This window comes from Bacteroidales bacterium (assembly GCA_013141385.1).
Classification (GTDB): Bacteria; Bacteroidota; Bacteroidia; order Bacteroidales; family Tenuifilaceae; genus UBA8529.
In genome coordinates, this window is the sequence record JABFRB010000023.1 from 126,441 (window position 1) to 153,113 (window position 26,673).

At 35.2% G+C, this 26,673-nt stretch carries 24 protein-coding genes; 12 read left to right on the forward strand and 12 right to left on the reverse strand.

Translation table 11 applies throughout. The features are described 5' to 3' along the window. Positions 1–74 precede the first annotated feature (74 nt). A complete protein-coding gene (locus HOO91_15065; protein ID NOU18873.1) occupies positions 75–1,076 on the reverse strand; it encodes a hypothetical protein in 1,002 nt (333 codons plus the stop codon). Positions 1,077–1,361: 285 nt separating this feature from the next. Between HOO91_15065 and amrB the strand changes: the two genes are divergently transcribed. Beyond that, positions 1,362–2,804 (forward strand): AmmeMemoRadiSam system protein B, encoded by a 1,443-nt coding sequence (amrB, locus tag HOO91_15070; GenBank protein ID NOU18874.1) that lies wholly within the window; start codon positions 1,362–1,364, stop codon positions 2,802–2,804. Beyond that, the gene (locus HOO91_15075) at positions 2,804–5,266 is read left to right on the forward strand and encodes a hypothetical protein (GenBank protein ID NOU18875.1); all 2,463 of its coding nucleotides are present in this window, start codon (positions 2,804–2,806) and stop codon (positions 5,264–5,266) included. Before amrB ends, HOO91_15075 begins: the two co-directional genes overlap by 1 nt. A 54-nt stretch (positions 5,267–5,320) precedes the next feature. On the opposite strand, the gene HOO91_15080 is transcribed toward HOO91_15075, so the two are convergent. From HOO91_15080 to HOO91_15095, 4 genes are all read right to left on the reverse strand, one after another. Next, positions 5,321–5,668: a type II toxin-antitoxin system PemK/MazF family toxin gene (locus HOO91_15080; protein ID NOU18876.1), complete on the reverse strand. Its 348-nt coding sequence runs from the start codon at positions 5,666–5,668 to the stop codon at positions 5,321–5,323. Next, positions 5,658–5,888: a hypothetical protein gene (locus HOO91_15085; GenBank protein ID NOU18877.1), complete on the reverse strand. Its 231-nt coding sequence runs from the start codon at positions 5,886–5,888 to the stop codon at positions 5,658–5,660. The genes HOO91_15080 and HOO91_15085 overlap by 11 nt, the downstream gene beginning before the upstream one ends. 195 nt (positions 5,889–6,083) lie before the next feature. Further along, the gene (locus tag HOO91_15090; protein ID NOU18878.1) at positions 6,084–6,725 is read right to left on the reverse strand and encodes a hypothetical protein; all 642 of its coding nucleotides are present in this window, start codon (positions 6,723–6,725) and stop codon (positions 6,084–6,086) included. Between the two features lie 155 nt (positions 6,726–6,880). Next, complete coding sequence (locus HOO91_15095) at positions 6,881–7,777, reverse strand: hypothetical protein (GenBank protein ID NOU18879.1); 897 nt, start codon at positions 7,775–7,777, stop codon at positions 6,881–6,883. Between the two features lie 369 nt (positions 7,778–8,146). Between HOO91_15095 and amrS the strand changes: the two genes are divergently transcribed. Further along, the gene (amrS, locus tag HOO91_15100; protein NOU18880.1) at positions 8,147–9,217 is read left to right on the forward strand and encodes an AmmeMemoRadiSam system radical SAM enzyme; all 1,071 of its coding nucleotides are present in this window, start codon (positions 8,147–8,149) and stop codon (positions 9,215–9,217) included. Positions 9,218–9,287: 70 nt separating this feature from the next. Here the strand turns inward: amrS and HOO91_15105 are convergent, their stop codons facing one another. Continuing rightward, positions 9,288–9,983, reverse strand: coding sequence for a hypothetical protein (locus HOO91_15105; GenBank protein ID NOU18881.1), 696 nt, complete (start codon positions 9,981–9,983; stop codon positions 9,288–9,290). A gap of 124 nt (positions 9,984–10,107) precedes the next feature. Here HOO91_15105 and HOO91_15110 point away from each other — a divergent pair, with 124 nt between their 5' ends. The 3 genes from HOO91_15110 to HOO91_15120 are packed head-to-tail and all read left to right on the forward strand — an operon-like array spanning position 10,108 to position 12,596. Beyond that, complete coding sequence (locus HOO91_15110; protein ID NOU18882.1) at positions 10,108–11,514, forward strand: HAMP domain-containing histidine kinase; 1,407 nt, start codon at positions 10,108–10,110, stop codon at positions 11,512–11,514. Beyond that, positions 11,480–12,157, forward strand: coding sequence for a response regulator transcription factor (locus HOO91_15115; protein ID NOU18883.1), 678 nt, complete (start codon positions 11,480–11,482; stop codon positions 12,155–12,157). The genes HOO91_15110 and HOO91_15115 overlap by 35 nt, the downstream gene beginning before the upstream one ends. Before the next feature lie 49 nt (positions 12,158–12,206). After that, positions 12,207–12,596, forward strand: coding sequence for a tautomerase family protein (locus HOO91_15120; protein ID NOU18884.1), 390 nt, complete (start codon positions 12,207–12,209; stop codon positions 12,594–12,596). 23 nt (positions 12,597–12,619) lie between these two features. Here the strand turns inward: HOO91_15120 and HOO91_15125 are convergent, their stop codons facing one another. From HOO91_15125 to HOO91_15140, 4 genes are all read right to left on the reverse strand, one after another. After that, on the reverse strand, positions 12,620–13,534 hold the full coding sequence (locus HOO91_15125) for a hypothetical protein (protein ID NOU18885.1): 915 nt from the start codon (positions 13,532–13,534) through the stop codon (positions 12,620–12,622). A gap of 268 nt (positions 13,535–13,802) precedes the next feature. Next, positions 13,803–16,337 (reverse strand): tetratricopeptide repeat protein, encoded by a 2,535-nt coding sequence (locus HOO91_15130; GenBank protein ID NOU18886.1) that lies wholly within the window; start codon positions 16,335–16,337, stop codon positions 13,803–13,805. Between the two features lie 416 nt (positions 16,338–16,753). Next, complete coding sequence (locus HOO91_15135; GenBank protein ID NOU18887.1) at positions 16,754–17,194, reverse strand: C_GCAxxG_C_C family protein; 441 nt, start codon at positions 17,192–17,194, stop codon at positions 16,754–16,756. 67 nt (positions 17,195–17,261) lie between these two features. Beyond that, positions 17,262–17,813, reverse strand: a complete 552-nt coding sequence (locus HOO91_15140) for a DUF3575 domain-containing protein (GenBank protein NOU18888.1) — start codon at positions 17,811–17,813, stop codon at positions 17,262–17,264. Between the two features lie 360 nt (positions 17,814–18,173). On the opposite strand from HOO91_15140, the gene HOO91_15145 reads away from it, so the two are divergent. Genes HOO91_15145 through lpdA form a run of 4 tightly spaced genes read left to right on the forward strand, consistent with a single transcriptional unit; the run spans position 18,174 to position 22,133 of the window. Continuing rightward, the gene (locus HOO91_15145) at positions 18,174–19,097 is read left to right on the forward strand and encodes a zinc ABC transporter solute-binding protein (GenBank protein NOU18889.1); all 924 of its coding nucleotides are present in this window, start codon (positions 18,174–18,176) and stop codon (positions 19,095–19,097) included. Continuing rightward, complete coding sequence (locus tag HOO91_15150; GenBank protein NOU18890.1) at positions 19,090–19,851, forward strand: ATP-binding cassette domain-containing protein; 762 nt, start codon at positions 19,090–19,092, stop codon at positions 19,849–19,851. The genes HOO91_15145 and HOO91_15150 overlap by 8 nt, the downstream gene beginning before the upstream one ends. Beyond that, positions 19,848–20,690: a metal ABC transporter permease gene (locus tag HOO91_15155; GenBank protein ID NOU18891.1), complete on the forward strand. Its 843-nt coding sequence runs from the start codon at positions 19,848–19,850 to the stop codon at positions 20,688–20,690. Before HOO91_15150 ends, HOO91_15155 begins: the two co-directional genes overlap by 4 nt. A 54-nt stretch (positions 20,691–20,744) precedes the next feature. After that, a complete protein-coding gene (gene lpdA / locus HOO91_15160; protein NOU18892.1) occupies positions 20,745–22,133 on the forward strand; it encodes a dihydrolipoyl dehydrogenase in 1,389 nt (462 codons plus the stop codon). 74 nt (positions 22,134–22,207) lie between these two features. Here the strand turns inward: lpdA and HOO91_15165 are convergent, their stop codons facing one another. Continuing rightward, the gene (locus tag HOO91_15165) at positions 22,208–22,765 is read right to left on the reverse strand and encodes a hypothetical protein (GenBank protein ID NOU18893.1); all 558 of its coding nucleotides are present in this window, start codon (positions 22,763–22,765) and stop codon (positions 22,208–22,210) included. 152 nt (positions 22,766–22,917) lie between these two features. Here HOO91_15165 and HOO91_15170 point away from each other — a divergent pair, with 152 nt between their 5' ends. Both HOO91_15170 and rlmB read left to right on the forward strand, forming a co-directional pair. Further along, positions 22,918–24,870, forward strand: coding sequence for an ABC-F family ATP-binding cassette domain-containing protein (locus HOO91_15170; protein ID NOU18894.1), 1,953 nt, complete (start codon positions 22,918–22,920; stop codon positions 24,868–24,870). 125 nt (positions 24,871–24,995) lie between these two features. Then, entirely contained in the window at positions 24,996–25,739 is a 744-nt protein-coding gene (rlmB, locus tag HOO91_15175; GenBank protein ID NOU18895.1) for a 23S rRNA (guanosine(2251)-2'-O)-methyltransferase RlmB, read from the forward strand. Here the strand turns inward: rlmB and HOO91_15180 are convergent. Then, positions 25,734–26,654, reverse strand: a complete 921-nt coding sequence (locus HOO91_15180; protein ID NOU18896.1) for a phospholipase — start codon at positions 26,652–26,654, stop codon at positions 25,734–25,736. The genes rlmB and HOO91_15180 overlap by 6 nt on opposite strands. Between the last annotated feature and the right edge of the window lie 19 nt (positions 26,655–26,673).

Sequence of the window (26,673 nt, forward strand, 5' to 3'; positions counted from 1 at the left end):
AACTGCAAAAAATGTTCTTACTTCCGAATATCCCTCATTAGAATTCGCTGTAATAGAAGGTTATATTTATAAAACTACTTTGTAGTTCCATCCCATCCAACAATTCTAGTTAATATCCACCACATTGCATAGGCTTTTCTGTTTGCGGTAATGTGTTGAGTATTATGTTCACCAAATGTTACATTTCCATCTGTGGTTTTATTTTCATACCAGTGTTGTCCCTGGGTATGTGAGTCTTGCCAACTTTTGTAAAAGTTACCCCCGTATGTAGTAGATATGCCATTATCATCAGTATCGGAATAATATGTATCGTTCATATCATGGGTATCTATACTATAATAATCAAGACATAGCTGATGATTCTGATTGCAGAAATTGATAATCAGGTCTGCCTGATTTTTAGGTTTCCCATCACCAACATTATTTGTTTCGGCATGCCCAGTAAGAAAGACAAAATAAACAGGTTGAACTCTTTGACCAGAACCTGTTCCTATCTTTGAACCGTTTTTACCATATTCACTAATTAGTTGTTGCATACCAGGTAGGTAGTTCGTTGCAACCGCATGTCCATTAATACTACACCAAGACCAGACAATCACATTAACCTGAGTATTATTTGCATCATCAAGGAAATTTCTGGTTGCCTGAATAAAAGCGGTCTCATTACGACTCAAATCAGAAGCATCTACACCCGCTGCGGCATAATTTCCTATCGCATAGTCATGGAAATCAAGTTTATCGGTGGTTGGGTTATTATTGGTAATGCCAAATAGGGTATTATCACCCGCTTTATAATCCTTTAAACCGAATAAACCATAGGTAATATGGGTTCCATGCGAGGTATGTTGATAGGCAATGTGTAAATGATTCCTTGCAGAATCAATATATGCTTTTGGAATCGATCGTAAAACACTCTCCTTTGCAACATCATAATCTGCAATGTATGGCCCAGGAACAATTGAACCGTCAAGTTTTACTATAAAATCTTGTAGTTTATTATTGTCGTCCTTACTACACTGAGTAAAGTAAACTATTATAAGAATTACTACTAAAGTAAATTTTATTTTTGCTTTCATATCGAGATAATTTTAGAAAATAAATAGTTTATTAATATTTCTCAAAAAGATGTATGCTTTTTTTCTGTTATTATATAAATAATTCTCTTGTAAAATCATTTTACGTAACTTCGCATTATTAGTTTGACTTCTAATCATTTTTTAAATAAATTTGATTGTTAATAGATTTAAGGAATTCCCCAAAAATACAAAGCCATGTATAAGAAAATCTTAAGGTTTTTTGTATTATTAGGATTGGTATTTCCAATCATTTCATGCAGAAGTCAGGTTAAAGATAATACTCAAATGAAAATCGATCGACAACCAGCCGTTGCGGGCTCATTTTATCCTTCCGATAGGAAGGAATTAATTAAAATGCTCGAAGGGTTCTTTAATGAAACCCCACAGGTTCTTTCCCAGCAACCCCTTGCCGTAATTGTTCCTCATGCTGGATATGTTTTTTCTGGAGGAGTTGCTGCTGCTGCGTTTAAGCAGATCGACAGAAATAGAAAGTTTAAGCATGTTTTTATCATTGGTTCTAGTCATACCATGTATTTCGATGGGGCATCGGTTTATTCACAGGGTGATTTTATTACTCCTCTAGGTAAGGTAACCATTGATACGCTGGTTGGATCGTTGCATAGTAAGTATAGTTTTATTTCAAATGATGTTGAACCACATGCAAAGGAGCATAGCTTGGAAGTGCAGCTACCATTCTTACAATACTGGCTAAAGAACCCATTTTCAATTGTTCCAATTATTATTGGGGGCGAATCCCAATCTAATTGCAGTAATCTGGCTGATGCTCTTGCTCCATATTTTAATGAGGATAACCTTTTTGTGATTAGTACCGATTTTTCGCACTACCCTTCAAGTGCTGATGCAATAAAATCTGACAATACAATGGCCGATGCCATACTATCCAACTCATCGCAAACATTTATGAAATCTAAGTTGATTGATGAGAGTAAAGGCACACCGAATCTGGTTACAGCTATGTGCGGATGGACTTCAGTTTTAACATTGCTTGATATTACCGAGAGTCGTAATGATATCACCTACAAAAAGATACTGTATAAAAACTCAGGCGATTCGCCAGAATATGGCGATAAGAGTAGAGTTGTAGGCTATAATGCTATTTGTGCAATTAAAACCGACAAGAAAGTGGATAAATCACAATTTAACCTTAATGAGGAAGAGAAGGTAGAACTGCTTAAAATTGCTCGAAAAACTATTTCAGAGTATTTGTTGAGTAAAAACGCCTCCATAATAGATGAAAAGAAACTTCCAGCAAATTTGTTAGTCCCAGCTGGTGCTTTTGTAACCCTTAAGGAGAAGGGACAGTTAAGGGGTTGTATTGGTAATTTTAACCCCGAAAAATCGCTTTATAAGGTTGTACAATCTATGGCAATAGCATCTGCAACTGAGGATTATCGATTTTCACCCGTAATATCTAGTGAAGTATCTAGCCTTGAAATAGAGATATCTGTACTAACCCCTCTAAAGAAAATCAAATCTGTTGATGAGATAGTACTAGGAAAGCATGGTATTTACATCAAGAAGGGTGGACGCTCAGGGACTTTCCTGCCACAGGTTGCCACAGGCACAGGATGGAATCTAGAGGAGTTTCTTGGGCATTGTGCGCAGGATAAAGCCTCTATTGGTTGGAATGGTTGGAAGGATGCTGATATCTACACTTATGAAGCAATTGTATTTGAGGAGAAGGAGTTTAAGGATAAGCTGAAGTAATGAATGCTCCATATTTACTGCTACCTGTTGCAATTATTTCCTTATTTCTTTACCTAATTACCTATTTATTGGTTAGGTTGAGGGTGATTCAACAATCGGTACATCGGAAAATTTGGAATGAGATTCTGTTATTTGTTTTTTTAACCACAGCAATTCTTGGATTGCTACTTGCCATTCAAATCAACTATAAACTTGAATGGTCTTTTGTAAAAACAGCCCTTAAGTGGCATGTCGATTTTGGTATCGGGTTAAGTTTTGTCGCAATATTCCATATACTTTGGCATCTTAGTTACTATCTGAGAATATTTAAACCATCAAATAATAGTGACCAAACTCCAAATACTGAAAGGCAGTTAAGTTATCAAAAGTTGAAACCATTAATTTTTCTTTCGGGCTTTATTTCAATGGTTGTTCAGATCCTGATGATTCGGGAGATTACAACAGTTTTCGAGGGTAATGAACTGATGATGGGTTGGATGCTTGGCACATGGATGTTACTAACGGGTATTGGAGCATTTATGGGTAGGCAAAAACGAATTCACCAAAACGCAGAAAAACTTTTAAAATCATCGCTTTTCTTACTAAGTCTTTTACCAATAATTATTGTTTTCTTAATAAATATAATTAAGAATCAACTTTTCCCCATTGGGATGATGGTAAGTCCCACCCACTTTCTAATTCTACTATTTGTGGCTTTATCCCCAATTTGTTTGCTAACGGGTATTATTTATTCATTATTAGTTGAATTGTATCGCAAAAGCGAGAATGGTTTCATTAAAGTCTACGCCTTTGAGTCTATCGGGAGTTTAATTGGGGGTTTGGTAGTTTCCTTTTTGTTCATTCAGTGGCTAACAGTATTGCAATCGCTATTTCTATTATCGTTAATATCTCTGATATTTCTATTTTATGCAGTACGAGATAAAATCTACCTAATCACAGGTTTTTTAATGTTGATATTATTGATACTCTTTTTCATATATCCTATAGATAATAGCATTAAATCGTTCCTGTATACAAACCAAAAGGTACTGGAAAGCAAGGAGACTTTTTATGGAAATATAACCATTACAGAAAGTGCTGGGCAGTACAATTTTTTTGGCAATGGCTCGCTGCTATTCACAACCGATAATATTATACTTAACGAGGAGAATGTCCACTTTGCAATGCTCCAGAGAAGTAAACCCGAGAAAATTTTAATTGTATCGGGCGGTATCTCTGGGATGGTTGATGAGATTCTCAAATACCCTTCGGTTACTAGCGTTGATTATGTTGAGATAAATCCCAGTCTAGTGGATATAGCAAATAAATACAGGCCATTACCACTAAATAGTAAACTTCATTACACCCCTATTGATGGGCGTAGGTATATTCAGCAGGTTGATAAAAAGTTTGATGTTGCAATATTCGCAATACCCAGCCCTTCGAGCCTACAAATCAATCGGTTTTACACCGATGAGTTTTTAAAGATACTAAAAGGCAAACTCGCTCAAAATGCCATTATTATTTTTGGTCTTGCACCAGCGGGAAACTATATTAGCCCAATAAAGGCAAGTATAGAGGCATCGATATACCAAACGTTGAGGAAGAATTTTAAAAATGTTGAGATTATTCCCGGTGAAAAGGATTACCTTCTTGCCTCCGATTCATCTATTTCAGTTAATATCTCCCAAAGTTATGCAAATAAAGGGGTTGAGAATAAATATGTAAATCCATACTACCTCGATGATTTCTCAATTCAACAGAGGGGAGAGCAGATTAAGAATAGCATTGAGGGGATAAACCTTATCAATACTGATAGTAAGCCTATTCCTGTTTTCTACGAAACATTGCAGTTCATCTCGCAATTTAGGGGCAGCAATTGTGTTTTGTTCACAATTCCAATTATTCTCTTGATTCTTCCGTTGCTCTTAATGCGCTCAATACCAAAGGGAATGTATATAGCAGGGTTCTCAACCTCATCGATTGAGATTTTGCTGATCTTTTCATTTCAGATTATCTACGGGTATGTTTATTCGGCAATTGGGTTGATAATTGCGGTGTTTATGGGTGGTTTAGCAGTAGGTTCATTGCTTGGATACAAAATTAGAATAGTCAGAAAACATTTTATTGCATCTCAAGCGGCTTTGGGTATCTATGCGCTGATATTTCCATTGCTATGGTACTTTCAGCGTGATATAGCTTACAATATCCCTGTTTTGATTGTATTCTTTATTATGACGTTTATTCCTTCGGCAATTGTCGGTTTTCAATATGTTACAGGTACATTGCTTCTGCCAGAAGGTACTGTAAAAGCAGCATCAACACTATACTCCGCCGATTTGATTGGCTCAGCCTTAGGTGTTGCCGCAACAACAGTGATTCTATTACCATTATTAGGTTTAACAGGATGCTGTTTTATTATTGCAGGGTTTAATTTTATTGGGATAGGGCTAACTTTGCTTGGAGGGAAAAGTATTATTTAAATATAGAAGATAAGATACTTTTTTGTTTATAAGTTAGTGTTATGATTTCGTGCATTATTCTATTTCGAGAATCAACTTGATGTTTTCTCTGACCATTTCAGCCAAATTTGCTGGTAGGTCACCAACCTTTTTCATTAATCTACTATTGTCAATCGCTCTTAGCTGGTCAATCATTATATCACAGTTTTCATGCATATTTGCAACACCCTTTTTGATATGCACTCTCAGTATTTCAGACTCTTTCTTTACATTTGTCGTAATCGGGCAAATTATTGTTGACGGATGGGGTATGTTATTCAACAGGTTTGTCTGTACAACAAGTACAGGTCTCGTTTTTCCTGGCTCGGTTCCAATTTGAGGGTTCAAATCAGCAACCCAGATTTCAAATTGTTTAGTCTGCATAGCCTAGTTCCTCAAATTCTTTAAGCACTGAAAGGGAGTCCGATTTTACGAGTTCTGATTCTTTCCTGAGTTTTTTCTCAAGAATCATTCTCTTTTGAAGTTTGTTGTAATATTCTATTGCTTCGTTGATATAACGATTTCTTGGTTTTTTCATCACGGCTAGAATCTTTTCAGTCTCACCGAAAATGGATTCATCTATTTTAAGAGATACAGTTTTCATGATATGTATATTTTATATCGCAAAGGTATATCATAATAGTATATACTGCAAGTATTCCGAATAATAAATTGCACGAAGGCTAACTTTAATGTGTCTCGATTTGCAGGGAAGAAAAGAACTGAACATTTGTTCCATGGTAACGGAATAAATGTGAAAAAAACTTTGATTTCTAATACGATAGCATCTGTTAGTTCCTCATTTGAAGTCCTTTAATATTGTCCACGATTTTGGATAGTACAAACTTAAATATTCAGCATATCGAGTTATTGGATAAGCAACAGATCCATCCTTTAAATATCCCATAAATTGTTTCAATCTATTGGTATCTAATGTTTTTAGCCAGATATTCAATTCGTCGTCGGTATATAGATTAATGATTGTCCAAGTATCTCTTGCATGAATTGTCGCAAGTGCGGCATCTACCTCGGGAATTAAGTCAAAGAATTTAGTTAAAGCATCAGATCGCTTTCGAATTACTCGTTTAATAGCCCTGCAGTAGTTAATTTTAAACTGCCTAGAAAGTATTCTTGTGTGATGATTACAACTTGTTTTTTTTAAAAGATGCGGATTTGATTTTAATTTAAAGATTGGTTTGCCGGGAATAATTTGAAAAGCCAAGGTGTCCAGATAACCACAACCACCATCTTTATTCCAAACAGCCCAAGTATTTTTTTCGTTATATGGTTTGAAAATTACAATAAACTCTCCTTTATGAAATTGGATTCCAGCATTTTCTTCTGTTGAGACATAGTCCATTTTCATCCTTGCTAACGATTCTTGTCCGTTTGCATTGAGGATAGATATTACCAAAATGCAAAGAATCAGTATTTTTTTCATGTCAGTTGATTTTCAAATTTAATTAGTATTAATCTTCCTGTCTGAATCGCAGAGGATGATGTAAACTTATCTGTGGTTAAACAAAACTAATGTACGAAAAACTTTGGTTTCTACGCTTCTTCCCCAATGAATTTTGCCACGTTATAGTGCATTTTTTATTTCTTTCCACTTCTTTTTGTCATTTTTGGAATACCATCACCAGGGGTTATAATTGTTGTAATTTTTGAATCAGAAAGTAATCTTTCTAAAATTTTGCCTATTGGTTTTTTTGTTTGTTTACTTTCTTCTATTGCTTGCTGTATTATTTTACCTGAAATTGTTTTACCTTCTGGTGCAATAATTAAAGTTTGTCTATTAAATGGTGCATTCTCAATATCATCAGTAATTATCATTGCATCATCAATTATATCAATATTTTCTTCGTCTTCTAAAATACCAACTCCATGACCGAATGAGTGTCCCCATTTTACCAAATCACCCGCTTGTTCAAACATTTCTAGTGTGAACATATCTCCGTCTGAAAATGGAATATGAAAATCGTTGAATCGTAAAAATATTCTGTCGTCAACTTTCATTTGAATGTGATAATGAGGTGCAGAACCCACTTTTGCATTAGGATGTCCTTCTTTATCTGTTTGACCGATTGAAAAAGCCCATTCAATATTTTTATACTTATAAGTACTTTCAAGATATGAAGTCGAAGAAGTTTCATCTTTCAGGTCATTTATATTTCCTATTAATTTCTCAGTGTTTGCTAACCAACGAAAATAACTATCAAGTTGAAAAAAGCCAATTGGATTTGTAAGATATTTATCAAAGTGTTTTTTCTTAATTCCATTTGGATAAGTGAACCAATGAAAGCAAGGTTTTACTGGTTCAAAAGTATCCATTTGATCACCACATATAAAACATTTTCCCACTTTTAAACCATCAATAAATTCTTTATGGACACGTTCATTTTCTTCTTCTTGTAAGCGTGTCTGTCTGTCAACTTCATCTTGCGGAATTGATTCAATATGTTTTCTTATGTCTGTGTTCTTATATGGATTCATTGTCGAATTTTTAAAATGTTCTATAACTTGTTATGTATACACCAATGGTAGTGTTTATAAACCCAAAACGGGCTGTATATTACTACCTTTAATTCTCTTTATAAGAATATATAAATATAGTAAGAACAAAATAAAATAGCTCTTTTTCAGCAAATGATACTAATAGTTTTTTGTTTTTGTTAATTGCCGTTGGTTTTACTCAAAGGTGTTTGTATTGAAATACTAACTGAATAAAATAGTTTCTAAATTTACAACTGGAATGTGGTTGTATAAAAGTGTAAATTAGCCCTACAATACAAGTAACCAACTATGGACAAGATAAGCAAACGGGAGTTTCTGAGGAGAGGAATGCTTTGTGCAGGTGGTGTTATGTGCGCAGGTGCTTTCGATTTTGTGAAAGCATCCAAAGGTGATAAACTATGGAAATGGAGCCGTGAGGCAATCTTTTATTCAAACACTCCTCGGGGTGTAAAGTGCGGAATTTGTCCGAACGAGTGTACGCTAAAGTCCGGTGAGACTAGTGTTTGTCATAATCGGGTAAGCCATAACGATAAGCTATACTCAATTGCCTATGGCAACCCATGTGCAGCCCATATCGATCCGATTGAGAAAAAACCTTTACTCCATTTTCTACCCAACTCATATGCATTCTCAATTGCAACTGCTGGTTGCAACTTTGCCTGTCTAAACTGTCAGAATTGGGATATCTCGCAAACCAGTCCAAAGGAAACCCGAAACCTTGATTTGATGCCCGAAAGGGTTGTTGAGGAGTGTATCAAGAATAATTGCCAATCGATAGCCTATACTTACTCCGAACCAATATCATTCTATGAGTACGTTTATGATACGGCAAAATTGGCTCGTGCAAAGGGAGTTAAGAATGTATTTATCTCAAATGGTTACATAAACGATGAGCCATTGAAAGCGTTAGCACCTTATCTTGATGCGGCAAACATCAACCTAAAATCTTTTAGCGAGGCAATTTATTTAAAGCTTAATGCGGGGAAACTTCAACCAATTCTAAATACCCTTAAAACATTAAAGGATTATAAAGTTTGGCTTGAAATTACTAATCTGGTTGTTCCATCGTGGACAGATGATTTTGATATGATTAAAAAGATGTGCGATTGGCTTGTGGCTAATGGATTTGCTGAGTACCCATTGCATTTTAGCAGGTTTCACCCAATGTATAAGCTAACTCAATTACCTCTAACGCCTATTAACACTCTGCTTAAAGCAAAGGAGATTGCTGTAGCCGCTGGTTGTAAGTATGTTTATATTGGTAATGTATCCTTAGCTGGAACAGAGGATACTATTTGCCCCAAATGCAAGAAAACGATTGTTGAACGCAGGGGTTTTGCAGTTCTATCGAACCAAATTGAGAATGGGAAGTGTAAATACTGTGGTGCTGTAATAAATGGGGTTTGGTCAGTGACATAATTGGATATCAATAAAATAAAAAAGCACTTAATTTCCTCAAGTGCTTTTTTACCATAATTATCTCATACTCTCAATACGAATTAATTCTCAACTCATAGTAACCTTTTGCTTCTTTGGTGGAGATTGTAATTTTCCAGGTGCCAGCATAATCCTTTGATTCCCCATCTTTAACTTCTAGTTGTTTATTCCAATCAACATTTGCAACTGGAGCAACGCTGAAAACCTGAAAAACTTTACCATTGGGTTTTGTAATGGTTATCTTTAAACTACCATTTTCCAATTCGCTACTAAAGGTAAAGTATAATCCTGTAACGTTTTCAGGTACTTCGTACTCAAAATCATTTGAGAATGTTAGCTCATCATCAAAATTCTTACTAATTGAGAATGTAGTATTATTCCCTGATCCTCCAGGGAATTGCATGGAAGTTGATACAAACATTCTCTTTGGTGTATGATTATATCTGAAACCACCTGATCTGCCATTAGATCTAGAAAATGATCTTGAGGAATGTTCAAATTGTTCATCGAATTCTGCCTGCACTCTTTTTTGCTCCTCGATTAGCTGTTTAAGTTCATCCTCGGATGTTGTTTGTGCTTTTTCGGATATACTGTCCAGCTCCTTTATTTGCTTTTTCTTTTCAATAAGCTGTTTCTTTTGAAGTTCTTTCTGATTAATCTTTTCCTGATTTTCCTGTGCATATAATCCATTCGTTGAGAATAAAGTTATTGCCAGAAAAGCGAGAGTTGCGAATATCAATTTTTTCATATTTTTATTTTTTTATGATTACAGTACAAAGATATTGTTGATTAATGCTCATCTGAGTTAATAATTTGTTAACGACAGGTTAACGTACCAAAGTGTCCATAAAATCCTATAATTTAGCTGTATTATGAAGAAGAAAATAGTATTCATTTCAATCTCTCTTTTTTCTATTCTGGTACTTATTTGTATTCAGACATTTCTAATTTCCAGGATATATAACCTTGAATCAGAGAAGTTTGATTATCGTTACCGTGAGTTAGTAAACGATGCTATGGGCAAGATTATGGTTGAGAATAACTCTAATGGGTTAACTAAATCATTTTATGTACTGGACAGAATTTCAAATGATCTTTTAATATATATAAAATCAAAAAAAGAATTAGATACTCTTTCGTTTAGAGGTTTTGTTTTAAAGCAATTCTATGGAAGTATTAATAAATACCAGGATATTGATAGTTTATTAAAGGGTTACCTTAAGAAGAATAAAGTAACAGAATCGTTTAAGTCGTACTTTCATATTAAGGAGTTACGGCTGCTTAATAATAGAAACCATTTTTCTGTGATTAATGGCAAATCAAATTTGTCTTTAGATAGTTTATCTTGTCCCACGATTCCTCAAAACTCAATACAAGTAAACCATTATTTATTTGAAGGCAATAATTTTGGTATTGATATTGAGTATTTTGTGGATTTTAGCCATAAAAAGAAGGAAGTGTTGGGTCAAATCTATAAATCGTTATTCATTACCTGTTTTTCGCTAATTATAGTTATTGGTGTATTCCTATTGACGCTTCAAAATCTCCTAAAAGAAAGAAGGCTTTCCCAGATGAAGACTGATTTTATAAACAACATGACCCATGAGCTAAAAACGCCGTTATCAACTATCTCTGTTGCATCAAAAACTTTAGAAAACGAGCAAATCTATAGTAACTCTGAAAAAGTACTTGAAACGGCAAGAATTATTAATCGTCAGAATCTCCAGTTAACAAGGCAAATTAATCATCTCCTTGAAATTACAAAATGGGAGAAAAACCAGTTTGAACTTGATAAAAAATGGGTGGAACTTGAACCTTTTTTCAAAGGTGTAATTGAGTCTTTTAAATGGGATTGCAAGGATAAGAGTGTTATTATTGATGAGGTTTATTCCTTTAGTTGTACTAAGGCTTTTTTCGATGAAACACAGATTACATCTGCTATTATAAACATTTTAAATAACGGTGTAAAGTATAACCACAATCAACCCCATTTAACCTTTAAAGTTTCCACAAATGAGTACCTTCAAATATCTGTTACCGATAATGGAATTGGGGTAAACAAGGAATCAACAAAGCATATATTCGAAAAATTCTATAGAGTGCATACAGGGGATGTCCATAATGTTAAGGGTTTGGGTTTAGGATTGTACTATGTGGATCAGATTGTAAACGCACACGGCGGATTTGTTGAAGTGATAAGCAGAATTGAAAAAGGAAGTACATTTACACTTAATATTCCAATCGATGGTAAAAACCAAAATACTACTAGCCGAGGATGATACAGATCTTGGAAATGTGTTAGCTCAATACCTTGATCTTCAGGGATACGAAATTGTGCTTGCAAGAGATGGGGGGGAGGCATGGCAATTATTTAATACATCAAATGTTGACCTCTGCATTCTAGATGTTATGATGCCTTTAAAGGATGGATTTGAATTGGCAAAGCAGATTTCGAGCAAATCGCCAGATACCCCATTTATTTTCCTTACAGCCAAGGGTTTAAAGGAGGATAGAATAAAAGGACTAAAATTGGGTGCTGATGATTACATCTGCAAACCTTTTGAGGTTGATGAACTAGTTCTTAGAATCCAAAATATACTTAAGCGTACTGGTTTACAAGAGATAGAAAAATACGAAATTGGTCAGTACACATTTATTAATAATGAGTTACTTCTTAAGGGATTTGAAAAAGAACTGATTCTAACCGTGAAGGAAGCAAAACTTCTAAAGTATTTTCTCGATCACCAAAATAAACTTATTAAGCGAGAGGATATCTTAATTGAACTTTGGGGAGAGAATGACTATTTTTTAGGAAGAAGTATGGATGTGTTTATTAGTCGCCTAAGGAAATTCCTTCACGATGAAAAATCAATAAGCATAGAAACCGTGAGAGGTGCAGGCTTTATTTTCCGAAGAAGTTGATTTGAAATTATACCATAAAGTTTAAAACGTTAATTCTAAAATTTAACATATGCCATTAGTTCGAATTGAGATTGAAAAGGGTAGAAGTCCAGAGTACAAAAAAGCAATACTTGATGGAGTTCATCAAGCGTTGGTTGAGACAATAAAAATTCCTGATAATGACCGTCGTCAAAGGCTTTATGAGTTAGACGCTGACCATTTTGAGCATACAGGTCGAACCGATCAGTATACAATTATTGAGGTAACAATGTTTAAAGGGCGTTCAAACGAAGCAAAGAAGGCTCTTTTTAGAAGATTAGTGGATTTATTAATTACTAATCCAGGAATACCAAGCAATGATATCACAATTATTATTCACGAACCTGCTCTTGAGAATTGGGGAATTCGTGGTGGCTACCCCGCATCAGAAATTGATTTGGGTTTTAATATTAAGGTGTAGTAATTAAAATTCTTTGAGATTCTTTATTTTTTCTTTGCTAAATTATAGTAATAATCTGCCTTCTCTTTATTCTCGTATCTTGTAAAAATATTTCCTAAAAAGGTGGCGTAGCGTGATTTAGGATTAATTTGGTAAAGGCGTAAAAAGTACTCTTTAGAAATCCTGTAATTTTCAAAATAAACTTTATAGGCAGCCAGTAGTTGTTGATATTGCTTATCGGTTTTATTAGCCTGATATGCTTTCATCTCTTTTACGTAGCTGTTTTCGGCTAGCCAATAATATTTTTCAGCAAAAAACTCAAGCGCATCAACATTGTTTTTATCGAGCTTTAGAAGTTGTTGCGCAATTTTCTCCAGCTGATTTTTGTATTCTAATTTTTCACAAACTTTATAATAACCGTTTACGTACTTAACCTCATTCTGAGTGTTATTATCAAATGAAGGCCAGATTTTATAGGCAGAATCCCAGTTTTCACTTTTAACATATGCTGTAAAAAGTTGTTTTTGCACAGATTGGATCTCCTCTCCCTGTGGGTATTTTGCAATATAGGCATCAAGATTAGTGATCTCTTTCGAGAGGTTATCTTTTTCAAGGAATGCCTTTGCTAGAATCGAGTAGGTTTTATCGTTTGCCACCGAAAAACGCTTTGCCAGTTCCAAATACTGAATAGTTTTATCGGTCTGTTTCAGTTCCCAAGCAGCAACCCCAGCATATTGATATATTGTGCTATCAACCCTCTTATTTTGACTTTTCTTAAGTTCTATAATCTCTTCGAAAGAAATAAGTGCTTTCTGATAGTCACCACTATTATAAGCAGTTTTTGCTTCTTGATATTTTTGTATGCTACTATCCTGTTGAGTGATTTGTTTTGTTGATGTACATCCTGTTATCAACAGTGCTCCAATAAAAGCAATGACTAGAAAAGAATTAGATTTCATTTTTGAATATTTTCAAATTGAGGGGGCAAAGGTAAAATAAAAAATACTCATACATAATTTCTAATTTCGATTTGCTTACATGTTGATCAATTTTTTCAAATGCTCATAAATATATGATAATTACAAAATTAATCTTGTAAGAACAATCTATCATATATTTTTCGGGGGATTGACATTAAGGAGTAAATAAAATGATTACTGTCTAAACCAATAAAAGTTATAGACTGCAAACAATTAGCAATTTCAATTTAGTTTTGAGAAGATTTTTCTATTGTACTCTTACTCCCATAACGAGGATATCATCAACCTGTTCATGATGACCTTTCCAATCGAGATGTGCCTTTTGAATGATTTCCTTTTGTTCATCCATTGGTTTATCCCATATTTGGAGTAGCATCTCCTTGTACTTCTTCGACATGAATTTTCTACCATCGGTACCACCAAATTGGTCGGCATATCCATCGGAGGAGATATAAAAGGTATCACCTTTTTGGACGGAAATTTCGTTGTTGGTGAAAGGAATATGATCGTTCATGTGAATAGCAATAGGCATTTTATTGGCCTTGTACTCCGTTAATTCCCCATTACGAATGAGGTAAAGAGGATTGTAGGCGCCGGCCCATTCTAATTTCATCTCCTTGGGGTCAAATACGCATAGCGATATATCCATACCATCCTTGGCTTCATCCTTCTTACCCGTTTGTGAAAGCGTACTTTTAACGTGATCGCGAAGGTAGTTAAGAATGCTGCCAGGTTGCATAATTCCCTCCTTGTTGACAATTTCATATAAAAATGATACACCCAACATGCTCATAAAAGCCCCAGGCACTCCGTGACCTGTGCAATCTGCGGCAACAATAACTATTTTACCACCCCTTTGGCTTAACCAGAAAAAATCGCCACTAACAATATCCCTTGGTAGGTAAAGGACAAAATGTTCGGGTAGATTTAATCGCATTATCTCATCCGATGGGAGAATTGCCCTTTGGATACGGCTTGCATAGCGAATACTATCGGTTATCTCTTTTTTCTGCTCGGTAATCAGCTCGTTTTTCTCTTCGAGAACTCTATTTGCCTTTTTCTTTTCACGAAACATTTTAAACATTAAAAGAGCAACAAGGAGTATTAGAACAGCTCCAACTACAGCTCCAATAATTGTGAGTTTTTGTCTCTTGATTATTGAGTCTTGTAGATTTATTGCCAAATCCTTCTTTTCCGTTTCGTATTTGGTTTGCATTTCGGTGATAGCTTTCTGGCTCTTTTCTGAAAAGAGTTCATCCTTGATCTTTACCGACAATTTATGGAATGAAAAAGCTTTTTGAACCTCACCTATCTGATCGTATAATTTCGATAATCTTTCGTAGCAGTAACGTTCAAACTCTTTGATATCAAGTGATTTTGCTATTTTTGCACATTCAAGAAAATATGCTTCAGCTTGAGTTGTATTTTTTTGTCGAAAATTACTTTCACCTAAAGAGAAAAGAGCATTTACTTTTTCGTATTGAAGGTTGAGTTTACGAGCTAAGTCTAATCCTTCATTTAGATATTTGTTTGCACGAGTCCAGTCTCTACCCCAGCTGTAGGTTGCTCCTAAGTTAGTGCTTACTACTGCGATTTTGGTTTTTCTGGCTTCATCAGCAGAGGCTTTAAATATATCCAAAGACTTATTATAATACTCTATCGACTTGCTAAATGAGTTTAGAATAACTTTTGGAGAAAGTTTTATTAGTGAATCCTCCCATTCCTCACCATATTTTGCTACAAATTGATTAGTTGCAAGTCTTGAGTAAACATTGGCAATGTTTTGATATGTATTTCCCTCCTCATCCTTTTTTTCAAGTTTCTGAAATATTTCTAATGCCCGTAAATAGTATTCCAAAGCTTTTTGATAGTTTGTCTCATTTTCTTTTACTGCAAGTGTGCTTTGCGATAGGTTTTCATAAACCATACCAATTCCATTACACGAATTTGCAATGCCATCCTGTGCGTTTATCTGTTCAAATGTTTTGAGAGCTTTTTGGAATTGCTCAAGGGCAAGTTGGTAGTTGCCGATACTAGTATGGGTTCTTCCAAAATTATAGTAGGCAATGGCTAATCCTTGAGGATTGTTAATAGATTCTCGAATTTTTATGGCATTTTTATAGCAATCAATCGATTTTTGGTAATCGGACATATCATAGTATATCTGCCCTAGGCTATTAAATGTTTCTGCAATGTTGATTTGCTCCCCAATTTTCTGCCTTAATTCTAGAACTTTGTTCATAAGAATTAAGGCAGAATCGAGTTTGCCCTTATCCTGATAGATAAAACCAAGCTGAAAATATGCGTTGGCTTCCTGCTTAATACTATCCTTTTCATGCGCTAATGCAAGAAGGTGGCGTGATATTTTTTCCGATTGCTCGATGGAATCTGAATAGTAGTAAACTTGGGCAATTTTATTCAGGCCACTGAATATTCCTTCAGTATAATTAATCTTTGTACTGAGTTCAAGCGATTGTTTGAAAAATATTAGAGCTTGTGGGTACTGATCTTGGTAGTAGTAAATTTTACCTAAATTTCCTAAAGCATCAGCTTTTGATTTATCATCAATTTTTTTGGAAAGATCTATTGCATCCTTAGCGTATTCAATACCTTCGGGTTCATATTTTTTAATGTCGGAAAGTTTGAATAGGATATTTAGTTTATTAACTCCTTTTGAATCCTTAAGCAGATTCTTAAGGCTATCCAACTTGCTATCCTGAGCTTTTACAAGCACGGTTAGTATAATAAAGCTGAAAAGTAGGTAAAAACGCTTTGATAACATAGTTCAATATTTACATCCTAAGCAAATTAACAAAAGATTGTAGGATGGAACAAGCGATATGGATTTTTTTTTGATTTTTTTATAGATATTAACCCCCTTTTACTCAGAAGAGTTTTCCACACAACTTCCTTCGTAATTCAATAGTATATCCGAATTTTTTATACCGTTTTGAGTTCAATGAGGCGTTGCCAGTATTAGATTATTATGATTGTCCGTAATGATACCTAATGAAGAATAAATAATCCAAATTGTCACTGCCTTGCGGCGAACTCACAAAATACGTTCGGTTCCTGCGAATGCAGAAATCTATCTTTTTTAAGAGATTCCGGGACTTCGCCCGGAATGACAATGGATTGTGTTTTACTTATAGGTAATATAGCGGATATACATATAGATTATATTTATGTACAACTAGATTACTTGTTTAGATATTTTTCAAGTATTATAGCTGTTTGTTCAACTGCGTTATTGCATATTCTTTCAAAAAGACCGGAGTCTTTTGCTGCTATCCTCTCGACAGGGTTCGAAAGGTCAATTTTCAGCAGATCCTTACACTGCGAACCCCCAAGAGTTCGTTCACATTCAAGAACGAATTCTCCAACAATTTTACTCGTGTTTTCTTTTGATTCAACATCTCCTAGAATTCCATTGGAATATCTTAATCCTAAGATTATTGCCCCAGCATTTATAGCTCCACAGACATACTGTCTACGACCAATTCCGCCTCCAAGTCCTGCTCCAATTTTTAGAGCAGTTGTAATGTCAAGATTTACCTTGGAGCAATAAGCACCCAGTATTGCCTGTGCGCAACTATTTCCTTCATCGTGAAGTTTTAAAGCTAGTTCTGTCTCTTTCATCTCTGTTTTTTTACAAAAATAAAAAAAGGGACATGATAAGTCCCTTTTGCAATAGTTATTTTAGAAATTAGAATGCAAAACCAAGGGCAAAACCAACTCTCATTTTGAAACCTTCAAAAAGATTTGTTTTATCAAAAGATCCTGCTCCTGAGTCTACCTTTACATCAGCACTTCCATAATGTCCACCAAAAAATAGATCCATAGTAAAACCTGAATTAGTTATCCATTGTCTGCCAAAAACAAGACCTCCACCCATTGATGTAAGACTTCCTTTTGAATTATCAGTAGTATTTTCTAAGGTATATTTCTGATAGCGGAAATAGGGTGCAAGATAGAACCCATCAATAGCACCCTTTTTTGGGTATATTCTAAATTCTGGAGTTAGAATTAATCCAGTAAATTTGGTATTACTGAATTTGAAGTTTAAATACCCAACTCCAAGTTGAGCAGACGTCATATTACTTATTTTACGCTCATAAAAAACTGAGCCTGTTCCCAAAAACAAACTTAATGTATTTACTTTAAGTACGTTCTTTTCTGAAGAAACGGTTGACTTATCCTGAGCAATTGTTGGAATTGCAAGTACAACCACTAGGAGTAGAATTAAAATCTTTTTCATATTATTTAGGTTTAGGTTAATTTTCATGCAATGTAACAATTACTATACCAAATATCAAACAGAAATAGTTTTATAGATGGCAAATCAATTATAATAATCCAATATCATTTTCAGTTGATGCTTCCAGTTTACACAAAGCTGCAAAGTTGATAAATTTTATTTATCTCGCAGATTACGAAGATTTTACTGTCTTTTAAATGACCTTAAGTCAACGACTTTGTATAGTAATATTTAATTACAATTGGGAATCTTATAATTTTTTATAAAAAACTAACTTTTTCAATATTTTGGTGTTATCCTTTTCTTGGGTAATTTTGAACGGATAATTAGAATGCAATGTACTAAACATAAGTATATATAATGATGAATAAAATAATTTTCAGTTTATCAGTATTGGTATTATTCTCATTTGCTTTTTTGGGATGCAAAAACAGACAGGGAACTAAATCGAATCATCCAATAACAATCTCAGTAAGCATTGTGCCTCAGAAATACATTATTGATAGATTAACTGATAGTTCAATTGAGGTAAACGTTATGGTTCCCCCAGGAACTAGTCCGGAGATGTATGAACCTTCTCCTGTTCAGATGAAAAATGTTGCTAATTCAGCCATTTACTTTGCCCTAGGTCCGTTAGAATTTGAGAGCACAATATTGCCTAGAATTAAGGAGCTAAACCCGAATATAAAATTCGTTGATCTTTCAAAAGGTATAAATCTATTAGAAGGACATAAACATCGTGAGATTATGGGAGAGGAGGAGCATCATACCAATTACGATCCCCATATTTGGACATCAACCCTTGAGTTTAGCCAAATGGCCAGTAAAACCTGTAAAGAACTTTGTATTTTATTTCCCGATAAAGAGAAGATTTTTTTAAAGAATCTTGATAAATTAAATGCTGATGTAATTGGTCTAGATTCTTTAATCAAGAGTGTAATTAGAACATCTACAACTAAAGATTTTTTGATATACCACCCAGCGCTATCCTACTTTGCCCGAGATTATGGCTTGAATCAAATTGCGATTGAAGAGGATGGTAAAAATCCTTCTGCTCAAACGCTCACCAACCTTATTAAATTAGCTAAATCTCAAGATCTAAAAACGATCTTTATTCAAACTCAGTTCGATTCTCGTAATGCAGAATTATTAGCATGGGAGTTAGGTGGAAATGTTGTTAAGATTGATCCTTTGGGATACGATTGGTTAAAAAATATGTACGATTTAACGAATAAACTAGCAATAGCATTAAAACCAGGAAAAGGCACTCAAAAGAATGAATAAAATACTTGATGTTGTTAAAGTAACTGCCGGATATGGTTCCGATATTGTTTTAAAGGATATAAACTTTGAGGTAATTGACAATGATTTTATTGGAGTAATTGGTCCTAACGGGGGTGGAAAAACAACTTTGCTGAAACTACTACTTGGACAGATTAGACCCTTTCAGGGTCAAATCAATTTCTACCCTTCTAATAAGGACGAAACCCTTTTTGGCTATCTTCCTCAAGTCTCTGATATTGACAGGGAGTTTCCTATTAAAGTTATCGATATTGCACTTTCCGGGTTAATGTCAAATAAAGGTTTTTGGGGAGAGAGTCGGAAACAGAATCGCAAAAAGGCATTTGAGATGCTGACAATAACAGGTGTTGATCATCTTTACAATAGAAGCGTAAAAGAGTTATCAGGGGGGCAACTTCAAAGGGTTTTTTTAAGTAGAGCGTTAATCTCGCAGCCAAGGCTTTTAATACTTGATGAACCGAATACTTTTGTTGATAATAAATTTGAAAAGGAACTTTACGAATTGCTTAGGGAATTAAATAAAAGGATGGCAATAATTATGGTTTCACATGATGTGGGTACAATAACCTCTTACGTTAAAACGATTGCTTGTGTAAATCAAAAATTACACTACCATCGTTCAAATAAAATTTCGCCTGAGCAGCTTACCGCTTACGATTGTCCTATTCAAATAATAACCCACGGTAAAATTCCACATACCGTTTTGCTGGATCACCGCAAGGAGGGAAGTGTATGATAGAACTTTTTAGAGATCTTTTTGATTACCAGTTTTTACAAAATGCGGTTGCAGCGGCATTACTAGTATCAGTGGTTGCAGGGATTATTGGTACTTATATTACATCTAGGAGGTTAGTATTTCTTAGTGGTGGCATAACCCATGCATCGTTTGGTGGTATTGGGATTGCATATTACATTGGGATAAATCCTGTGATTGGGGCAATCATTTTTTCAATCCTATCAGCATTTGGAATTGAAGCATTATCGCACCGTAAGAATATCCGGGAAGATTCTGCAATCGGTATTTTATGGGCATTTGGAATGGCTGTTGGAATAATTTTTATTTTTTTAACGCCCGGCTATGCACCCAACCTTCTTAGTTTTCTTTTTGGAAGTATATTAACTGTTACAAATTCCGATCTGCTTTATTTGCTGATTTTGAATATTGTAGTCATTCTATTTTTCATTATTTTCTACCGACCAATTCTTTACATCGCATTTGATCAGGAATTTGCTCGAACTCAAAAAATCCCAGTAACCCTTATGAATTATATACTTATCATGTTTATTGCTATTGCAATTGTACTAAGTATAAGAGTTGTTGGTATTATCCTATTAATCTCTCTTTTCACCATACCACCTGCTACAGCAAATATTTTTTCTCACCATTTTGGGAGGATTATTTTTTGGTCAATCTTATTAAGCTTTTTGGGTTCTTTTATTGGGTTGATATTATCATACAGCATAAACATTCCAAGCGGAGCATCAATAGTAGTTGTTTTGGTGTTAATGTTTGGAATCGTGAGGTTGCTATTTAGTTTATACAATCGAATTAAACGGAAATCAATAATGGTTTAAAAAACATAGTATTAACTTGATTTTTAGCAAAAACTTAAATAATACAGCATAATTATGAATTTCGATCTTATAGTAATTGGAAGTGGCCCGGGTGGCTATGTTGCAGCAATAAGAGCCAGCCAATTGGGCTTGAAAGTTGCCGTTGTTGAAAAAGAAAACCTAGGTGGAATATGCCTTAACTGGGGTTGTATACCTACCAAGGCACTTCTTAAAAGTGCTCAAGTATTCGAGTATGCTTCTCATGCGGCTGATTATGGAGTAGTTACATCTGGAGTTACTCCCGATTTTGAGAAGATAATTGCTCGTAGCCGTGGTGTTGCCGATGCCATGAGTAAAGGAATTCAGTTTCTTTTCAAGAAGAATAAAGTTGAGGTTTTAAATGGATTTGGAAAGCTTAAGGATAATCATACAGTTGCTGTTGAAGGAGTTGATGGCAAAACTAATGATTATACTGCAAGCCATATTATTCTTGCTACAGGTGCTCGTTCACGTGAACTACCAAATTTAAAGCAGGATGGTGTTAAGATAATTGGCTATCGTCAAGCGTTAATCTTGCCAAAGCAACCAAAATCGATGGTAGTTGTTGGTTCTGGAGCTATAGGTAGCGAGTTTGCGTACTTCTACAATGCAATAGGAACAAAAGTTACGCTAGTGGAATTTTTACCTAATGTTGTTCCTTTGGAAGATGAAGAGGTAAGTAAAACTCTTGAAAGGGCTTTCAAAAAGGTTGGAATAACTGTAATGACTAATTCTACCGTTGAGTCAGTTGATATTTCTGGAGATCTTTGTAAAGTTAAAATTCAAACTAAGAAGGGACTGGAAGAGGTTGAGGCAGAAATTGTACTTTCAGCAGTTGGTGTTAGCCCAAATTTAGAGGGAATTGGTTTAGAAACTGTTGGAATAGAAATTGAGAAAGGCAAAGTGAAGGTTGACGATTATTATCGTACAAATATCGAGGGTATTTACGCAATTGGCGATATTGTTCATGGACCTGCTCTTGCTCACGTGGCATCTGCTGAAGGTATTGTTTGCGTAGAGAAAATTGCAGGACAAAACCCACATCCCGTTAATTACAAGAATATACCTGGATGTACTTATACTACACCTGAGGTTGCTTCCGTTGGGATGAGCGAAAAGGCTGCTGTTGAGGCTGGTTATGAGATAAAAGTCGGAAAATTTCCGTTTACTGCATCGGGAAAAGCAACGGCTGCTGGAGCAAGAGATGGCTTTATTAAATTGATATTCGATGCAAAATATGGCGAACTTCTTGGTGCGCACATGATTGGTGCAAATGTTACTGAAATGATTGCAGAATTAGTAGTTGCAAGAAACCTTGAGACCACAGGGCATGAACTTATCAAGAGTATTCATCCACATCCCACAATGAGTGAGGCAATTATGGAAGCAGCCGCAGCAGCATACGGTGAGGTAATTCACATTTAATTATTGATACCTTGATTAAAAGTAAAAAACCGGAATAGTCCGGTTTTTTTTGTCAATATAAATTTATTCAATCGTTAATCCCATCTAAACTCCAATGTTGTACATCCCTGTCCAGAAGAAATAAAGCTTGTAATCTTATATGATGTATTTTTACACTTGCAGAGTTCAAGAGCCTTAACACACCAACCAGCAAATCTGTATTCTAAAGGTTTAGTAATCCCTTCGAATTTAATAATTTTCATTGTAATCATTTTGCTACCTACCTCAGAAACCTCAACTTCTGAAGGTGTGTAAAACGTTTCAACCATTCGTGAAGCTCTCTTCATCAGATATTGTGGAGTAGCAACAAAAATAAAAACTTTGTAAATGCCTGTTAATGCTATGCTTGCACTATATTTACCAAGTTCTTCACCTGCCTTTTGGGCGTTATTGTTGTAAAATTTTTCAACAATACTATTCATAGGATCATAGTAGGCTGGTTTTATTTCATACCAGTCACCAACTCTTACCACGCCTTCATAAAGTTTCTTTGATTCAGAGGGGAGTGACTTAATCCATCCTTCGAATTGACCGGGGAAGTTGATTTTAACAAAATCCCTAGTTGTTAGTATACTAGTACCTTTAACTTGCATAGTTTAGAGATTTTAATCAGTTTGCAAATTAGTGTAATTAAATCAGATTTTTACTCAGATTGATCTAAATCATCATAATCTGGTTATAGAACAAATTTTGGCTTGTTGATCACCATGGAATTCCTAATTTTGCCGGATAAATTATTTATTAAATGATCTCTGTAAATCAGGTAACAGTTAGTTTTGGTGGTTTTCAGCTATTTAAAGATATCAACTTCCTAATTACCCCGCGTGATAGGATAGGACTTGTGGGCAAGAATGGTGCAGGTAAATCAACGCTTCTAAAGATGATTGTAGGCGAGATGAAGCCTACATCAGGAAGTCTATCTATTCCCAATGATATTCGAATTGGATATCTTCCTCAGCAGATGGTTATTGTTGATGGGCGTTCTGTTATGGCGGAAACACTATTGGCTTTTAATGAAACCATTGACCTTAAAAAAGAAATAGACAAACTTGGAAGGGAGATTGCTGAAAGGACAGATTACGAGAGTGATTCGTATACCAAATTAATTAATCTGTTGGCTGATAAAACAGATCATTATAATATACTGGGAGGTGGTAATATTGAAGCTCAGGTTGAGCAAACCCTTACAGGACTCGGCTTTAAACGAACTGATTTTGATCGTCCAACCTCTGAGTTCAGTGGAGGCTGGAGAATGCGAATTGAGTTGGCAAAGTTGTTACTCCGAAAACCAGCAGTTTTGCTTCTAGATGAACCTACAAATCACTTAGATATTGAGTCAATTCAATGGCTTGAGGAGTATTTAAGCACATTCCCTGGTGCATTACTTTTAATCTCACACGATAAGGCATTCCTCGATAATGTAACTCAACGTACAATTGAACTTTCACTCGGTGTTGCTTATGACTATAAAGTATCATATTCAAAGTATGTAGAATTGCATAGGGAACGTAGAGAACAGCAGATGTCGGCTTATAGAAATCAGCAAAAAATGATTGAGGATACTCAGGATTTTATCGAAAGGTTTCGCTATAAGGCTACTAAAGCAGTGCAAGTCCAATCGCGCATCAAGCAACTGGACAAACTCGAAATAATTGAGGTTGATGATGAGGATTTAACAGCGTTAAACATCAAATTTCCACCAGCCCCACGCTCTGGAGATACTGTGGTTGAGGCCAAAGAGGTTTCAAAAAATTTTGGTAACCATCTGATTTTTAGTGGAGCAAACTTTTCCGTTCAACGTGGCGAAAAAGTAGCTTTTGTTGGTCGTAATGGGGAGGGTAAAACAACCATGAGTCGCATTATAATTGGCGAACTCAATTACACGGGGAATACAAAAATTGGTCACAATGTTAGTATTGGCTACTTTGCCCAAAATCAGGATGAACTGCTGAATAATTCACTCACAGTGCTTGAAACAATTGACCATGTAGCAGTTGGGGATGTACGTACAAAGATGCGCGACATCTTAGGAGCATTCCTTTTTAGGGGAGATGATGTTGATAAAAAAGTTGGAGTACTTTCTGGGGGTGAGCGTAATCGGTTAGCGATGGCAAAGTTGATGCTACAACCATACAATCTACTTATACTCGACGAGCCAACCAATCATCTAGATATGCGCTCAAAGGATATATTAAAGGAGGCACTGCTTAAATTCGATGGAACGCTCATAATTGTATCTCATGATCGAGAATTTCTAAATGGGTTAGTCGAAAAAGTATATGAATTCAGCGATGGCATTGTTAAAGAGCATCTTGGCGGCATATATGATTTTCTTCGCAGAAGAAAACTCGATAACCTTAAAGAGTTGGAGCGTAAACGTGAGGAGGAGAGGGAAAGCGAACCTAAATCGGATTCCGATCAGAAACAAGCATGGCTTGAGCGTAAAGAGATGGATAAGCAAATTCGAAAGGTTGTTTCCCAGCTTGAAGATGTTGAGGGTAGTATCGAAAAAATTGAGGCTGAAATTGCAGGCTTAGATGCTAAATTTGCAAATCCTGACCCAAATGACTCTGATACATCTCATTACGAATTTTTTTCACACTATCAGGATTTGAAAAAGGAATTAAACGATAATATGAATAGATGGGAGGAGTTATCATTGGAGGTTGAAGGGTTAAAAGTTAAAAGAAATCAGTAAAACAGTTAAGGTTAATTTGAGATTCAAAGATTAAATTCGGTCAACGTTTTTTAGGCATAGACATTTAGGCATGGACAAAGCAACAACCATCAACTAAAAACACACAATCAATAAGTAAAAAAGATATGTCAAAAGAGATAAATGAATCAATATATGGACTTCGCCCTGTTATAGAGGCGATAAAATCGGGTAAGCAGATTGATAAAGTATTGGTAAAGCAAGGTTTAAGCGGTGAACTTGCCGCCGAACTTCTTATATTGATGAAGGAGAAAAATATTCACTTTCAGTATGTACCAACTGAGCGATTTGCAAAATATGGGGATAGGAATCATCAAGGTGTTGTAGCTTTTGTTATTCCAGTTGAACTTGTTGAACTGGAATCATTGGTGCCAACACTTTTTGAAAGCGGCAAAGTTCCATTAATATTAATCCTTGATGGAATTACTGATGTCCGAAATTTTGGAGCAATAGTTCGTACTGCTGAGTGTGCTGGAGTTGATGCTATAGTTGTCCCTGCTAAGGGTGCTGCCCAAATTGGACCCGATTCAATTAAAACATCTGCTGGAGCATTACATCATATCCCAATATCTCGTGTTGGAAGTCTTAAAGTAACTTTGAATTTCTTGAAAAATAGCGGTTTTCGGACGGCTATCGCTACCGACAAGGGTTCTGATTTGCTCTATGATGCTGACTTAACTGGGCCTATTGCAATTGTGATGGGTGCTGAGGATATTGGTGTTTCACCAGATTTATTTAAACTAGCAGACAATCTCGTAAAAATTCCTATTAAAGGTAAAATCGGATCGCTAAATGTTTCTGTTGCAGCAGGTGTTGTGGTATATGAAGTTTTGAGGCAAAGAGGGTTATAACCCAGTTTTATCCATAGCCATTTTGCACGCTTCCCGTCCATAGGCAATCATTTCTTCACCTTTATAAAACTCGAATACTGAGCAAGAGTATTTAGAGATACTAACAAGAACATCTGGGGGATACGTTTCAATAGTTTGCTCAGTTAATTTGGATTGCATTAATTGAATTGAACGGGTTAGTATATCAAAGTAGCCAAGTTTTAACTTTTTATCGTTTGGTTTCTCTATTTTTTCATTATGATGACTACTAAAAAGTTCGTCCCATTTTTTGATTAACCTTGTAACTTTCTCACTGTGAATCACATCAGGTTCTGTCTTTTTAGATAAATTAGGCTTTTGATATGATACGAGCGAATTAAGATCAACAGCAATCAGTAAATCATTTTTAGAGCGTGAAACTCTATTAATGGGCATTGGATTAAGTACACCACCATCAACTAATATTCCACCATCATACTCAATAGGTGTAAAAACGTTTGGAATTGATATAGAGGCTCTAATCGCTTTATATAGATTGCCTTTATCGAAAATTACCTCTTTATTATTAATTATATCGGCAGCAACTGCAATGTATTTTATTGGTAAATCTTCAATATTGATTTCAGGTATCATTTTCAACTTACGCATTTTCTCAAATACCCTTTCACCCCTTACAAAACCTTGAGAACTTAGTGTAAAATCAACTAAATTAAAAACCCTAAGTTTATCGAGATTTACAACCCATTCCCTGAATTTGTCAATATTGCCAGTTGCGTATAAACCCCCAACAAAGGCACCCATTGAGCTTCCTGTAATAGATGTTATTGTATACCCTCTTTCGACGATTTCATCAATAACACCTATGTGAGCCAAACCTCTTGCTCCACCACTTGATAGCACGAGTGCCACATTTTTTTTAGTGGAAACTTTTGTCATTTATCAATTAAAATAATAG

Coding starts and splice junctions, on each gene's coding strand:
- HOO91_15065 (NOU18873.1), bottom strand. CDS start 1,076: ATGAAAGCAAAAATAAAATTTACTTTAGTAGTAATTCTTATAATAGTT.
- amrB (NOU18874.1), top strand. CDS start 1,362: ATGAAAATCGATCGACAACCAGCCGTTGCGGGCTCATTTTATCCTTCC.
- HOO91_15075 (NOU18875.1), top strand. CDS start 2,804: ATGAATGCTCCATATTTACTGCTACCTGTTGCAATTATTTCCTTATTT.
- HOO91_15080 (NOU18876.1), bottom strand. CDS start 5,668: ATGCAGACTAAACAATTTGAAATCTGGGTTGCTGATTTGAACCCTCAA.
- HOO91_15085 (NOU18877.1), bottom strand. CDS start 5,888: ATGAAAACTGTATCTCTTAAAATAGATGAATCCATTTTCGGTGAGACT.
- HOO91_15090 (NOU18878.1), bottom strand. CDS start 6,725: ATGAAAAAAATACTGATTCTTTGCATTTTGGTAATATCTATCCTCAAT.
- HOO91_15095 (NOU18879.1), bottom strand. CDS start 7,777: ATGAATCCATATAAGAACACAGACATAAGAAAACATATTGAATCAATT.
- amrS (NOU18880.1), top strand. CDS start 8,147: ATGTGCGCAGGTGCTTTCGATTTTGTGAAAGCATCCAAAGGTGATAAA.
- HOO91_15105 (NOU18881.1), bottom strand. CDS start 9,983: ATGAAAAAATTGATATTCGCAACTCTCGCTTTTCTGGCAATAACTTTA.
- HOO91_15110 (NOU18882.1), top strand. CDS start 10,108: ATGAAGAAGAAAATAGTATTCATTTCAATCTCTCTTTTTTCTATTCTG.
- HOO91_15115 (NOU18883.1), top strand. CDS start 11,480: ATGGTAAAAACCAAAATACTACTAGCCGAGGATGATACAGATCTTGGA.
- HOO91_15120 (NOU18884.1), top strand. CDS start 12,207: ATGCCATTAGTTCGAATTGAGATTGAAAAGGGTAGAAGTCCAGAGTAC.
- HOO91_15125 (NOU18885.1), bottom strand. CDS start 13,534: ATGAAATCTAATTCTTTTCTAGTCATTGCTTTTATTGGAGCACTGTTG.
- HOO91_15130 (NOU18886.1), bottom strand. CDS start 16,337: ATGTTATCAAAGCGTTTTTACCTACTTTTCAGCTTTATTATACTAACC.
- HOO91_15135 (NOU18887.1), bottom strand. CDS start 17,194: ATGAAAGAGACAGAACTAGCTTTAAAACTTCACGATGAAGGAAATAGT.
- HOO91_15140 (NOU18888.1), bottom strand. CDS start 17,813: ATGAAAAAGATTTTAATTCTACTCCTAGTGGTTGTACTTGCAATTCCA.
- HOO91_15145 (NOU18889.1), top strand. CDS start 18,174: ATGATGAATAAAATAATTTTCAGTTTATCAGTATTGGTATTATTCTCA.
- HOO91_15150 (NOU18890.1), top strand. CDS start 19,090: ATGAATAAAATACTTGATGTTGTTAAAGTAACTGCCGGATATGGTTCC.
- HOO91_15155 (NOU18891.1), top strand. CDS start 19,848: ATGATAGAACTTTTTAGAGATCTTTTTGATTACCAGTTTTTACAAAAT.
- lpdA (NOU18892.1), top strand. CDS start 20,745: ATGAATTTCGATCTTATAGTAATTGGAAGTGGCCCGGGTGGCTATGTT.
- HOO91_15165 (NOU18893.1), bottom strand. CDS start 22,765: ATGCAAGTTAAAGGTACTAGTATACTAACAACTAGGGATTTTGTTAAA.
- HOO91_15170 (NOU18894.1), top strand. CDS start 22,918: ATGATCTCTGTAAATCAGGTAACAGTTAGTTTTGGTGGTTTTCAGCTA.
- rlmB (NOU18895.1), top strand. CDS start 24,996: ATGTCAAAAGAGATAAATGAATCAATATATGGACTTCGCCCTGTTATA.
- HOO91_15180 (NOU18896.1), bottom strand. CDS start 26,654: ATGACAAAAGTTTCCACTAAAAAAAATGTGGCACTCGTGCTATCAAGT.